A 13,955-nucleotide genomic window follows, 5' to 3' on the forward strand; every position below is an offset into this window, starting at 1 on the left:
CAACACCTATTCCGCAGCGACGCTGCTGACCGGATCGGGCTTGACACCGAACAGCCGCTGCTTGAGCGCTTCACGAAGGCTCTGAACAACCAAGTAGAGAACCGGGATCGCGACAAGCCCAAGCACCGTGCCGAGAAGCAGGCCGCCAAGAACAGTGGCGCCGATCGCCTGGCGGCTGCCGGCTCCAGCGCCGGTTGCAACCACCAGCGGCACGACACCCAGTATCGAGGCGAGCGCGGTCATCAGCACGGGCCTGAAGCGCTGGGACGTGGCTTCGGAGGCCGCGTCCAGGGTGCTCATCCCCTCCTCGCGACGCTCCTTGGCGAATTCGACGATCAGGATCGCATTCTTGGCCGCAAGGCCGATCAGCAGCAGCATGCCGATCTGGGCGTAGATGTTGAGATCGATCCCTCCGACGACGAGCGCGCCCAAGGCACCGACGACCGCGACCGCGACCGACAGCATGACGGCAACAGGAACGCTCCAGCTTTCGTATTGCGCGACGAGGAAGAGATAGGTGAAGACGATGCCCGCGATGAGAATGATCACGGTCTCGTTGCCGGATTGCTGTTCCTGAAGAGCGAGCCCGGTCCATTCGAAGCCGAACCCGTCAGGCATGGTCTCATTGGCGAGGTTGCCCATGATCGTAAGCGCTTGGCCCGAGCTGGTGCCGGCCGCGGCTTGGCCGTTAATCGCGGCCGATGAAAACAGGTTGTAGCGGTTGACCGAGCTCGGCCCATAGATCGTCTGAATAGAGATCATGCTCTGCAGCGGAACGAGCTCACCGGACTGGCTGCGCACGCGCAAGCGCTGGATGTCGTCGATGCGCTGGCGATAGCTCGGCTCGTCCTGCAGCCGCACCTGATACACTCTCGAGAAGATGTTGAAGTCGTCGACATAGGCCGATCCGAGATGCGCCTGCAATGTGCTGAAGATCGCAGCCGGCGAAACGCCGTAGAGGTCGGCCCGCTTTCGGTCGATGTCGAGATAGACCTGAGGCACGTCGGCGGAGAAGGTGCTGAATACGCCGGCGAGGCCGGGCGTTCGGTTTGCCTGAATGATCAGATCGCGCATGACCTCGGCCAGCGCCTGCTGGCTCTGGCCGGCGCGCGCCTGAAGGCGGAAATCGAAGCCGCCTGTCGTGCCGAGGCCGGGGATCGCTGGCGGGTTGAACGGCACGATCGATGCCGTCGAGATGGCCGCCAGCTGGGGGCGTAGCTTGGCGATGAGCGCGAAGGCGCTCTGATCGGAGGGGCGCTCGCTCCATGGCTCCAGCGCGGAAATGATCATGCCGCTGTTCGACCCTCCGCCGCCGACCATGCTGACGCCGGCGATGCCGATCGTGTTGGCGATCCCGGGTGTCTGCTGCAGAAGCGCGCTGACCTCGGCGATCGTCCGCTGCGTTCGCTCCAGCGAGGCGGCATTGGGAAGCTGCACGTTCATGAACAGGTAGCCCTGGTCCTCGGCCGGCACGAAGCCGGTGGGGAGAACGCGGTAGAAGCCGTAGATTCCGCCGATGACCGCAACGAAGAGCACACCGGCCAGTACGAGGCGCCGGGCAAACATCGTAAACAGCCCGAGATAGAAGCGGCGCGAGGCCTCCAGGCCGTTGTTCATCCGGCCGAAAAGGCCCGTCTTGCGTTCAGGCGCGGGTCTCAGGATGAGGACGCAGAGCGCCGGGCTGAGGGTGAGCGCGTTGATGGTCGAAAAAACCACGGTCACGAGGATGGTGACGGCAAACTGGCGGTAGAGTTCGCCGGTAATGCCGGCAAGGAATGCCACCGGGACGAAGAGTGCGGCGAGAACAAGCGTGGTTGCGACGATCGGTCCGGTGACCTGCTGCATGGTGGCAAGCGTGGCAGCTCGTATATCCATCGCTTTTTCGCTCATCAGTCGCTGGGCGTTCTCCACGACGATGATGGCGTCATCAACCACGAGGCTGATCGCCAAAATGACGGCAAAGAGCGTGATCGTATTTGCCGAATAGCCGAGAACGTAGAGAACGGCGAAGCCGCCGATGAGGGATACCGGGATGGTGAGCGTCGGGATGACGGTCGCCCGCCAGTCCTGCAGGAACGCGAAGACGACGGCCACGACGAGCACGAAGGTGATGGCGAGCGTCACGAAGATTTCGCGGATCGTTTCGCGTACGAAGGACGTCGTGTCGAAGACGAGCGTATAGGCGACATCATCGGGGAACTGCTTCGAGAGCCGCTCGACCTCACCGAGCACGGCGTTCGACACCGCAAGCGCGTTGGCATCGGATGCCTGGTAGACGACGACGGTCGCGCTTGGATTGCCGTTCAGCGTCGAGGCGGTGTCGTAGGATTGGGCGCCGAGTTCCACGCGGGCGACGTCGCGCAGCCGGACAACTCCGCCGTCGCGATTGCTGCGAACAATGATGTTGCCGAATTCGGCGGCGTCGGCGAGCCGTCCGCGCGCCGTTACGGTTAGCTGCAGCTGCTGTCCTGTCATCGCCGGAGGCGAGCCGATCTGCCCGGCTGACGCCTGGGCGTTCTGGGCGCGAATGAGCGACATGAGATCGGCGGCCGTGACGCCCAGTGCCTCCATGCGATCCGGCATCATCCAGATGCGCATGCTGTAGGTCGGCCCGAACACGGCGGCCTCGCCGACGCCGGGAAGACGGGAGATGGCGTCGCGAATGTTGATCGTCGCGTAGTTGCTGATGAAGACTTCGTCGCGCGTGCCTTTCGGCGAGTAGAGCGCCAGGCCGAGCAGCATGCTGGACGAGCGGCTGCGCACCGTGACACCTGCCTGCGTGACGGCCGCCGGCAGGCGGGGGGTCGCGAGCGCCAGCCGGTTCTGGACATTGACCTGGGCGATCGCCGGGTCGGTTCCGGCTTCGAAGGTGACGGTGAGGCTATAGGTGCCGTTGTCGGAGCTCGACGACGACATGTACATCATGCCCTCGACCCCGTTCACCTGTTCCTCGATCGGTGCGCCGACGCTGTCGGTCATCACCTGCGCATTGGCGCCGGGGTAGCTGGCGGTGACCTGGACTTCCGGCGGCGTGATCTGCGGAAACTGCGCCACCGGGATTTGCATGAGCGCGACCGCGCCGGCGATGAGCATGACGACGGCGATCACCATCGCGAAGCGTGGGCGGCCGATGAAGGGAGCGGAAATGTTCATTTCGACACCGCCGGCTGGGACGCGTTCTGATCCGGGACGATCTCGACGATCGCTCCCTCGGTGACGTTCTGAAGCCCCTCGACGATGACGGTTTCACCGCCCGTCAGCCCGTCGTCGACGATCAAGCTTCCCTCCCTCTGCTCGGATACTGTGATCCTGCGCTCCGCGGCCTTCCTTTCCGGCGTGACCAGCATGACATATTTACCCTCACGGTCCTGCTGGACCGCCCCGAGCGGAACCGTCGGGCGTTCCTTTCGCGCGGTTTCGGAGACGACGACGGTAACGAACTGGCCCGGGATCAGCAGGAAATCGCCATTTGGAAAGACCGAGCGGACCGCAAGGGTTCCGGTTTCCTGATCGACCTCGTTTCCCAGGAAGGAAATGGGCGCCGTTTGCGGATAGATCTGTCCGTTGGACAGCCTCAGACGCGTCTGGTAGCGCTGGGCCAGCTCGTCCTTGCTGACATTGCCGGCGGCTTCGCGCAGATCAAGCAGCGCGCGGTCGCTGACCGAAAAGACCACCCTGACGGGATCCATCTGCACGACGCGCGCAAGCGCCGGTGAGGCGGTGGTGACGAAACTGCCCGGGGAGAAGGCAGCGGTCCCGATCCTCCCCTTCAGGGGAGACATGATGCGGCTGTAGCTCAGATTGAGATCGGCCTGCTTTACGGCCGCTTCCGCAGACTGCAGGTTCGCGGCGGCGGTGTCTCGCGCGGTTTCGCTCTGTTCGATGGTTGCCCGGGCAACGGTCTGGTTGAGGGACTGGTTGCGCGTCATCTGCCGCTCGGCATCGAGCAGCGTCGCCTTGGCGCGGGCGAGATTGGCATTGGCATCGGCAAGTGCGATCTCAAGCGCGCGGCTGTCGATCTTGAAGAGTTCCTGGCCCTCGTCGACCACGGCGCCTTCCTCGAACAGCCTCCGATCGACGAAGCCGTCGATCCGGGATCGGATATCCACGGCGTTCAGTGCCTCCACCCGCCCGACGAATTCATGCTTTGGCGAAACATCCTCGAGCGCAACGGTGATCGTTGCCACTTTCGGTGTGTCGTCGGCCTGCGCCGAAGCCGTCATTGAATGCGAAACTGCGATGATCGAGGCAAGAAAGGCACCAGAAAATCTGCCAGGAATTCCCATTCGTCACACTCCTGAAAGCGTCAATGGCCATGGCCGAAGCTGTGAATAGAACCGGAGTCAGACCTTCGGCTCCAACGGCAGCGCGGAAAGCATATTTCTGCAACGTGCGGCCCGGAAAGCGGAAAATGCCCTGCCGACAGGGGTTTTGCGCCCATCCGCGCAGAAATGGATACCGTGCACGACGATGGGATAAACTGCACAGCCACGGACGCGCGGCCACACTGTCGCGGACGCCGATGGCGCGCCGAGCTTTCTGGCCGGGGATCGGGAAGATGTTCGAAGGAGCGGTCACGAGCGGCTCGCGATGTCACCGCTCTCCAAAAGGGACGTCCAAGGCGGGCCGCCTTCGGCGAAATGCGCCGCGGAGAGTCTCGGCGGCCGATTTGCCTGCAGCCGCCCCGCCTCGCGGGCTTCATTCGGCGTCATCCCGAATTCGCGCCGGAATGTGCGGCTGTATGTCGATGGGTCCATGAAACCCCATTCCTCGGCGATCAGCGAGATGGAGCGTCGGTCCTTGTCATCGCAAAGGATGTCCCTGGTGCGCAGCAGGCGTTGGCGGCGGATGTAATTCGAAATGCCGCCGCTGGGTTCGAAAATCCGATAGAGGCGGGATCGCGAGATGTTCAGGTCGCGACACAGCTTCTCCGGTGACAGGTCGCGCTTGGCGAGCTGCGCGGCAATGAGCGTCTTCGCGCGTGCCATGATCACGCCGTTGATCGGTCCATCCGCTTCGACAAGGTGATCGCGTGATGGCGCAAGGCAGGCTGCCAGCAATGTGGTCGTCGCGACGGCGATATGTTCGGCATCCCGCTCCGTCCGGTTGGGAAGCGAGCGATGAAGAAGCTGGATGTAATCCACGATCAGCGCCGCCATCTCGGGACGAATAGAAAGGTCGAGGGGCTGCGAGAACGCGAAGTCACGGGGGAGGAGAAGTGCGAGCGCGCCGTCATCCTCTCCTTCCGCCTCATAGGGCGCGGCAAGGCAATGCCAGTGCAGCTTGCCGGGAAGACTAGGCCCCCCATTCTCAGGGACGGTGAGCGGGATACTGAGGATCCAGTGATCGAAAACGGGATCCTTCTTGCTGTTCCAGCGCCGGCGATAGCCGGTGCCGCGATAATCCAGCGACATCAGCGCAAGGCTCCCTAGCTGCCAGACCTGTTGACGCGCCATGAAGGAACTGAACTTGCCACGCAGCAGCGTGACATCTCCGAGACTTGAATTCCAGGATCGATAGAGATCGAACTGTTCAGCAGGCGGTGCGACCGATGTATCGATGTTGACGACGCATTTGAGAGGAACCTGGCCATCGTTCCTGGCGGCAATGTTGCTGTCGTGCTGCATGAATGCATCCTACCGTTGAGCACTTGTCACTGACAGGAAGTTGGTTGGCTTGAGGAAAGGATATCACCGGCGTTCACAAGCTCCGTGTGGCAGATGACCGATGTGCCTTCGTCGAACTTAGAAAATTAAGCAGAGGCGGGATCTTAGGCGTCGTAATTGCTTGTCGATATTACGCAACTCTATTCATATGCTCTGATTTGAATATACGCATTCCATCCCAATGCTGTGCGTAGTGTCCGTTTCTTCGCGTCGGGCGTGGAAGCGAAAACGTGCCGGCATTCTCAACTGTCGATCGACATGCCCAGCGAATTGCTGACCAGGAGGGTGTTCAATGTACGGTTGCCGCTGTCCCCGGGATTCATGTCAGGCGAGCCTGATTGCAGCATTCCCTGCCAGCCCAGCGCGCGCACTTCCTTCGGCGACAACCCGAACTCGCGCTTGAACATGCGGCTGTAAGTCGATGGGTCCGTAAATCCCATGTTCTCCGCGATCTGCGCGATCGAGTGAATATTGGAACTGTCGGCAAGCGCACGTCTGGTCTCGAGCAGTCGTTTCCGGCGGATGTAATTGGAGATTCCGCCAGCAGGTTCGAAAATTCTATAGAGACGCGAACGCGAAACGCCGACACTTTTGCAAAGATAGTCCGGCGTCAAGGCGGGGTCCGCAAGCTTGGCATCGATGGCGCGAATGGTGCGGGTCGTTATCACGGCATCGATCGGTGCTTGTGCTTGCGCCAGCTTCTCGTGGGACGGCAGGAGCAGGGCTGCGAGCATATGGATGGTGGCTTCGGCGACCCTGGTGACGTTGCTTCGGCGCAAATGGGAGAGATTGTGATGCAAAAGGGTCAGGTAATCGGCGAGGAACTCCGCGGCATCCTCCGAGATCTCGGGTTGGAGGGGCGCATCGATCGTGTGGTAGGGGAGAAAAAGGGCGATCAGCCGCCCCTCGCTCTCGCAGACGTGCGGCGCCGTGAGGTTGGTCAAGTGAAGCCTCCGGCGGGAGGCGCTATCGGTGGTGCAGGATGCGCAAGTGTCCTTGACCGATACGACCCAATTGTCGACGGCCGGCTTTTTCTTATGCTCCCAGCGCAGCAGATGATCGGGAGACGCATTGATGACGGCAAGCACGATATCGCCGAGCTGCCAGATGTTCTCGGTCGCTTCGAACGTAATCGTCTCGCCGCCCTTCAAACCGACATCGATGACGGAAGAGTGCCAGTTCCGGAAGCATTCGAAGCGCTCTGGCGCGCGAGCGCAGGCGGTATCACATTCGATTGCGCATCTCAGTGGTTCGTCCGCGAAAGCCGCGGCTGATGTCGAACCCAACTCCACCCGTGCATTCATGATATCGCCCCTTGAACACAAGACTAAGCAAACATGAAGTGACCAGTATCGACGCACGCGCCGGTGCAAGACGAATGAAACCGATCTGCATCAGGGCGACAATGTTGACTGTGTGCAGAAGTTAAACCTCAAACGAAGGCCATTCATACAATTTTCGATATGTAAAATAAAGATGCAAACGCGCAGCATTTCCCGGCTAGCGTGTCCCTTGAGGTTCGAGACCTAGAACGGCCAGATGAGCGGGACGATGAAGACGGCAACGACGAAGAACCAGGCAAGGAGCGGCAAGCCCAGTTTCCAGTAATCACCGAAAGTGTATCCGCCCGGTCCCATGACCAACGCGTTTGCCGGCGCCGCGATCGGCGTCAGAAAGGCCGCCGCCGCCGCGACGGCCGTGCTCATCAGGACAGGGCGCGGGGAAATGCCCATGCCGGCTGCAGCGGCAACCCCGATCGGGATTGCGATCAAGGCGGTCGCCATATTGCTGATGAACTGTCCAAGCAATGCGGTCAGCAGAAAAAGACCCGCCAGAAGCATGGTCGGGCTGCTCTGGCCGACGACGGAAAGGAGTTGATCGGCGGCCAGTTGCGCGGCGCCCGTCTCCGTCATCGCGGTGCCGAGCGGCTTCATCGCCGCGACGAGCACCACGGTCGTCCAGCCGATCGCATGGTAGGACTGCTCCGCGGTCAGGATTCTCGAGAGAAGGATCGCTCCCGCGGCAAGCAGACCCGCCACCGCCGGCGGCACGAGGCCGGTCACAAGAAGAAGGATCATCGCGGCCGAGACGAAGGCGGCCCGCCGTGCTTCGCTGCCCATTGGCGCGGCTTGTCTGCGAACGAGATCCGGCGAGCCGACGGTCAGTACATCCGGGTCGCTGAGGCGCGTGTCCAGCGCCTTCCAGGTTCCCTGCAACAGCATCGTATCGCCGGCGCCGAGCACGATCGCGCCCGTCTGGCTCTGCGGCTCGATTTCATCGATCGGTGCTCCGGCCTTCTGAACCGCGAGGACGATCAGATCGCCGCTCTCCGTCACCATCCCTGGAAAGACGCGCTGCCCGATCAGGCCTGAGCGGGGCGGAATCGCCACCTCCGCCAGTCCCGATTTGTGGGTGAAGAGGATATCGTCGGCGCCTCCCGTATGGTCGCGGAAGGACAGGTGCGTGTCCGCCGCGAACTTCGCGACAACGTGGGCATCGCCACGCAACAGAAGATGATCGCCTTCGGCGATATGCGGCCGGCTGATCGGTCTGGCCGTGTCACCCTCATGCACCGCCACCAGCTGCATTCCTTCGTCGGGTGCCAGGTCGATCGTCGACGGCGCTCTGCCGACGTAATGCGAAGAGCCGCGAATGCGCAGGCGGTGAATATCATTGCCAAGCCCATATTGTTCGACCAGCGTTCGGGCATGCCGGCTGAAATCCGCGGGGATGGCGGCGCCGTTGCGTTGCGGCAGAAGCCGCGCGCCGAGGAGGACGACGATCGCCATGCTGCCGAGGATGAGCGGGAGCCCGACGAGGGCGAATTCGAAGAAGCCGAAACCTGCAAACCCCTCATCGACCGCGGCGTCCGAAACAAGCACATTCACCGGCGTCCCGGTCAGCGCCAGCATCGAGCCCGCATGCGCCGCGAAGGCGAGGGGCATGAGGAGTTGCGAGGACTTTCGGCCAAGCCGGACCGAAATCACGATAACCACAGGCAACAGCGCCACGACAGCGCCTGCCGTCCCGACGAACATCGTCAGCATCGCTGTGAGGCTCATCATCAGAACGACAAAGCGGGAGCGGCTTTTTTCGCCCGCCACCCGGATGAGGTGCTTTCCGATCCAGGCGGTCACCCCCGTGATTTCGAGCGCCGAGCTGACAACGAACAGCGTCGCGATGAAGATCACGACGGGATCGCCAAAGCCGGCGAGCGCCTGCTCGAGACTGAGTATCCCCGATGCCCACAAGGACAGGCAGACCAACATCGCGACAACCGCGACCGGCAGCCTGTTCCACATGAATAGAACGATCGCTGCAGCGACGATGATCGCAACGAGGGCTACCGGATTCAATTCCACTATCCCTTTGAGAAGACCCAATCCTGAGACGATTTCAAACGCGCTGATGGCCGTCGGTGCATGTGAGATCGACCTTCACGATGGGCCGGCCGATGCGACATGTCATGAGCCGGGCGTCCCGAAGCTACGCCATGCGTCCCGAAGTATTCGGGGCCAGGCGATTTCGCGACCGCGGCTATTGACCCTGTCCGAGGTCTGGCGGCAGGTAAGCGCGATGGGTCGTGGAGTGCGTCTTTCCTATGGTAACCATGCTTTTCGACGGAAGGGTCTCGCGTTGCCGCCCTGACCTGCCGAGGTAGAGATGCGCTGGCGGCGGCTCGTCATGGTATCCGTTTTTTTTGCTGGCCTTGTGGGCTGCGCCGGCCCGCAGCCAGGGCTTTTGAACATTACCCCTCCGACGAAAAACGCCGATCAGATCACGCTTATCGCGGCGACGACCCGCGCTCCGGTCGATGATCCGGCGGTGCTATATGGCGGGGAGCGAGGCACATCCGTGTCCTACACCCGGATCGGCATTTCCGTGCCCCGCAATCGCAAGGCGGGGACGCTCGAGCTTCCCCGCCGCTCGCCCGCCGATCCCGAACGGACCTTCGCGGCGACATCGGTTACCCCCATCAATCGCGCCGATATCGGCGCCGCGTTTCGTGCGCAAGGGCCACGGAAGCGACGCGCCTTCGTTTTCGTCCATGGCTACAGTACGACTTTCGATCGCGCTGTTTTCCGTTTCGCGCAGCTCGTGCACGATTCAGATGCGGATGCCGTTCCGATCCTGTTTTCATGGCCGTCGCGCGGGCGTTTTCTCGATTATAAGCGCGACCTTGATAACGCCTCCTACTCCCGATCGGATCTGGCGAACCTGCTTCAGGCCGCGATCGACAGCCAGTCGATCAACGAGGTGGTCGTGCTTGCCCACTCCATGGGCGCCTGGCTCGCGGTTGAGGCGATCAGGCAGGTCGCCCTGCGGCGTGGCGGCGTGCCGAGCAAGGTCTCGAGCCTCATTCTTGCGTCTCCGGACCTGGATGTCGGGGTCTTTCGCAGGCAGGTCGAGGATATGGGGCCGAAGCGCCCCAAGATAACGATATTCTCCGCGCGCAATGACCTGGCGCTTCGCCTGTCGCAATTCATTTCGCGCGGAGATGCCCGTCTAGGCGGCATCGACCCGTCGCAGAAAGATTACCGGCGGGCGCTCTCGGATTTGCAGGGTATCACGGTGCTGGATCTGAGCGCGCTGAGTTCGGGAGATCGGGTCAATCACGCGCTGTTCGCCACGAGCCCCGAAGCCGTTCGCCTGATCGGCGATCGACTGGTGCAGGGGCAGCAGATCTCCGACGCCGACCTTGCGCGGCCCACGACGGCGGTCGATGCGATCGGCGCCGCCGCGACCTTTGCCGTTGCCGCTCCCATCCTGCTCTTCGACATGGCGACCAGCCCGTAGACCGATGTCGCCGCGCGCGTTTTCCATCCAGACGAAAATGGGACGACGAGCGCAATATTGGGATTTGCCGCGCATCATTATTGTCGCGGCAATTGCTAGCGTAGTCGCGATAACCGTGTTCGTTCGGCCGCTCCGATTGCTCTTCAACCCCTATTTCGCGGCAGCTGCACGGTATCCCCAACGGTCGACTTTTCAGCAAAAGGAGGCGGAGATGAGCGATCTGATTTTCATCGGGTTCCCGACCGAGGCCAAGGCCGAGGAGATCAGGCAGAAGGTGCTGTCGTTGCAACAGGAATACCTCATCGAACTTGAAGACGCCGTTGTCGTCGTGAAGAACGAGAAGGCGCATATCAAACTCAATCAACTCGTCAATCTCACCACGCGAGGTGCTGCTTCCGGCGCCTTATGGGGAACGCTGATCGGGGCGATCTTTCTGATGCCTCTGGTCGGGACCGCGCTGGGCGCGGCGTCCGGTGCGCTTGCCGGCGAACTCAGCGACGGCGGGATCAACGATCAATTCATGAAGAAGGCCGCGTCCGTTCTGCAGCCGGGTACCGCCGGGCTGTTCCTGCTGGTGCGCAAGATGACGACCGACAAGGTGCTGGCCGATCTCAGGGGCGTCGGCGGCGAGCTCCTGCAGACGTCCTTCGACGAGACCAGGGAGGCCGCGTTGCGCGAGGCACTGTCCGCCGCCCAGGCGGAAGCGGAGACCGCGCCAGCGGCGACGTCGTGACGCCGCCATGCAGGAAAGGCTTCGTCGATACCGCGCCTTAGGCGGGGGAGGCGCTATTTGACCGCGATCCAGAGCACCGGTTTCATAATCCTTGCGACGATCGTTCTCTTCGCGTGGAACAGGCTGCCCGTCATCACCGTCGCCTTCGCGGCGGCGCTTTCGCTCTGGGCCGCGGGGCTCGTCACTCTGGAGCAGGCGTTGGCCGGCTTCGGCGACCGCGCCGTCCTGTTCGTCGCCAGCCTCTTCATCGTGAGTGCCGCGCTCGAAAGAACCGGCGTCACGGCGTGGTGCGGGCAAGCGCTCATCTCGCTCGCCGGCCACAACCACCGCAGCCGGCTTCTGCTCGTTCTCATGATCGCCGTCGGTGGCCTGACGTCGCTTCTCAGCGGTAGCGGGGCCGTGGCGGCATTGATACCCGTCGCGGTGTTCGCGGCGGTGCGGCTAAATCAGTCACCCGCGCAACTGCTGATGCCCCTGGCCTTTTCCGCTCATGCGGGCGCGAACCTGTTGCTGACGGGTGCCCCGAAGAATTTCCTCGTGTCCGAGGCGCTTGAGGATGCCGGATTTGAAGGGTTCGGCTTTACCGAATTCGCCCTTGTCGGCGTGCCGCTTCTCGCCGGCACCGTCCTCATCGTCCTGTTGCTGGGCAAGTATCTGCTGCCCCGTCAGACGCATGCACGTCTGCCCGCCGATTTCAGCGGCCATGCCCAGACACTGGTCGAGCATTACGGCCTGGAGGATGGCCTCTTCCGGCTTCGCATCCGGCGGCATTCGCCGCTGGTTGGCTTGTCGACCGATACCATCGACCTCGGTGCTGCCAGCGACGTACAGGTCATGGCCGTCCAGGCGTCGGCGTCCGGTCTGCCGGTTCGCGACAGGGCCATGAAAGCCGATGATTATGTGCTTGTACGCGGTACCGCCCAGGCGGTCGCGGAGGTGGCCGGGCGGCTTCACCTGGCCGTTCGCGAGGACGCGCCCGAGGGAAGTGGCAATGCCGCGTTCAATCGCAGGTCCGGGCTTGCCGAGGTGATGGTGCCTCCGCGATCCAAGCTGATAGGGCAGTCGATGTTTCCTGGCCTTGCCACCGAGAGCGGTGATCTCGTTGTCCTGGCCGTGCATCGCGGCGGAGCGGAAATCGACTATGCCGATCCGCGGCTCAAGGCAGGTGATACGATCCTTCTCGAAGGTAGCTGGGAGGCGCTCGATCTGCGCCTCGACGACCCCGATGTCCTCGTGGTCGATTCCCCCGATCTCGTCCGTCGGCATGCCGTGCCGATGGGGCCGGGCGCCAAGGTTGCCGTCGCGACGTTGATTGCGCTTGTCATCATGCTGGCGTCGAACATCGTGCCGCCCGCCGTCGCCGGCATCTTGTGCGCCTGTGTGCTCGTTGCCTCCGGCGCGATCACGGTCGAGCAGGCCTATCGGGCCGTGCATTGGACGACGGTTATCCTGATCGGCGCGATGATGCCGATTTCGACGGCGATGATACAATCGGGCACGGCGAAATTCGTGGCCGACGAACTTGTCTCCGCGCTCGGCTCGGCCGGGCCCGGCGCTCTCGTCGCGGGTCTTTTCATGCTCACAGCCGTGCTGGGACAGGTCATGAGCAACACGGCGACGACGATGCTGGTCATTCCGATCGCCATGGCGTCGGCGGCGGCCATGAACATCCAGCCACAGCCGGTGCTCATGAGCCTTTGCGTCGCCGGATCAGCATCCTTCATGACGCCGATCGCGACAACGACCAACATGATGGTCATGGGGGCAGGCGGATATCGCTTCGGCGACTACTGGAAGCTCGGCACGCCCCTGATGGCATGGTTCTTCATCGTCGCCGTCTTTCTCGTGCCGCGGATATGGCCGTTCAGCTAGGCTCAGGACCCACTAATTTGTTGATCTGAGGGATTGATAATTCAAGGTGGCAGCAGGATGCTGCCTTGAATGATTTGCTGATGTTGACGCCGGAGCAGATGCGGCGGATCGAGCCCTAATTTTCGTTATCGCGCGGTGTGCCGCGGGTCGATGACCGGCGTGCTGAGTGGTTGCTCGTTCTAAAGTTCATAGCTTGTTGAGCAGTTAGTCTGCCCCACGGGTTCTCGTCGGTCGGGTTCGTGCAGCCGCTTCAGCCATCTAGACTTCCTTCTCTATGCACTCTGCCAGAAGTCTTCACCACCATCGCCCGAGCTTACGTCGGAGAGAAAGCATGGTTCTCCACTTTTGGTTGATGCGTTGCGTTGTCAATATACCCTTGAATTTTAAAGCTTTTTATAAAGTGAAATAAGTAGATTGATTTAGATCAATAAGGAGAAAGGCTGTATAACAATCGGCGAAATAGAAATTGTTTTCTCGTCACAGGGAGTGACTTGAAGAAAGTTATCATTTCCCCAGGCCTCCTTATGTATCCAATCCGTATAAATATTTTTCGTTTATTCATTGTGAGAAAGCCTATGCGTATTTTCCGGGAGAAATCTTTGCTTAACTGGATGATTATCAACTCTGCGTCATGGTATATCCATTTGATGTCACCGTCCGCAATTGTCTCGGTATGGTCGAAAAGTTGCAACTCTGTCTTGTCAACATGTCTCACTATGAGCACACTTTTCGGTAGCAAAAATAAGAGGTAAGTTGCTCCATAAAGCAACAAAACGAAGGAGAAAACGATACTGAGCGAGGAGACCAGAAAAGATAGAAAACCAAAAGCGATAAAAACTACGATCGGCATGATCTTCGACGACGTTATAAGAATTGATTTTTCTTCC

The 13,955-nt window shown here is 61.4% G+C and carries 8 protein-coding genes; 3 read left to right on the plus strand and 5 right to left on the minus strand.

The annotated features are described in order from the left end of the window. Window positions 1–6: 6 nt before the first annotated feature. The 5 genes from GGQ67_RS03375 to GGQ67_RS03395 form a co-directional block, all read right to left on the minus strand. Complete coding sequence (locus GGQ67_RS03375; protein WP_183898741.1) at window positions 7–3,153, minus strand: efflux RND transporter permease subunit; 3,147 nt, start codon at window positions 3,151–3,153, stop codon at window positions 7–9. Then, complete coding sequence (locus tag GGQ67_RS03380) at window positions 3,150–4,223, minus strand: efflux RND transporter periplasmic adaptor subunit (RefSeq protein ID WP_246400082.1); 1,074 nt, start codon at window positions 4,221–4,223, stop codon at window positions 3,150–3,152. Before GGQ67_RS03380 ends, GGQ67_RS03375 begins: the two co-directional genes overlap by 4 nt. Window positions 4,224–4,574: 351 nt before the next feature. Further along, window positions 4,575–5,627: a helix-turn-helix domain-containing protein gene (locus tag GGQ67_RS03385; RefSeq protein WP_183898743.1), complete on the minus strand. Its 1,053-nt coding sequence runs from the start codon at window positions 5,625–5,627 to the stop codon at window positions 4,575–4,577. A 281-nt stretch (window positions 5,628–5,908) separates the two neighbouring features. Further along, on the minus strand, window positions 5,909–7,027 hold the full coding sequence (locus GGQ67_RS25585) for a helix-turn-helix domain-containing protein (protein ID WP_210279504.1): 1,119 nt from the start codon (window positions 7,025–7,027) through the stop codon (window positions 5,909–5,911). A 165-nt stretch (window positions 7,028–7,192) separates the two neighbouring features. After that, complete coding sequence (locus GGQ67_RS03395; RefSeq protein WP_183898745.1) at window positions 7,193–9,022, minus strand: SLC13 family permease; 1,830 nt, start codon at window positions 9,020–9,022, stop codon at window positions 7,193–7,195. Window positions 9,023–9,350: 328 nt separating this feature from the next. On the opposite strand from GGQ67_RS03395, the gene GGQ67_RS03400 reads away from it, so the two are divergent. The 3 genes from GGQ67_RS03400 (at window position 9,351) to GGQ67_RS03410 (ending at window position 13,068) form a co-directional block, all read left to right on the plus strand. After that, window positions 9,351–10,463: an alpha/beta hydrolase gene (locus tag GGQ67_RS03400; protein ID WP_246400083.1), complete on the plus strand. Its 1,113-nt coding sequence runs from the start codon at window positions 9,351–9,353 to the stop codon at window positions 10,461–10,463. Between the two features lie 211 nt (window positions 10,464–10,674). Next, window positions 10,675–11,196: a DUF1269 domain-containing protein gene (locus GGQ67_RS03405; RefSeq protein ID WP_183898747.1), complete on the plus strand. Its 522-nt coding sequence runs from the start codon at window positions 10,675–10,677 to the stop codon at window positions 11,194–11,196. A 57-nt stretch (window positions 11,197–11,253) separates the two neighbouring features. After that, the gene (locus GGQ67_RS03410) at window positions 11,254–13,068 is read left to right on the plus strand and encodes an SLC13 family permease (protein WP_183898748.1); all 1,815 of its coding nucleotides are present in this window, start codon (window positions 11,254–11,256) and stop codon (window positions 13,066–13,068) included. Window positions 13,069–13,955 lie beyond the last annotated feature (887 nt).

The organism is Rhizobium metallidurans (assembly GCF_014196505.1).
Classification (GTDB): Bacteria; Pseudomonadota; Alphaproteobacteria; order Rhizobiales; family Rhizobiaceae; genus Rhizobium; species Rhizobium metallidurans.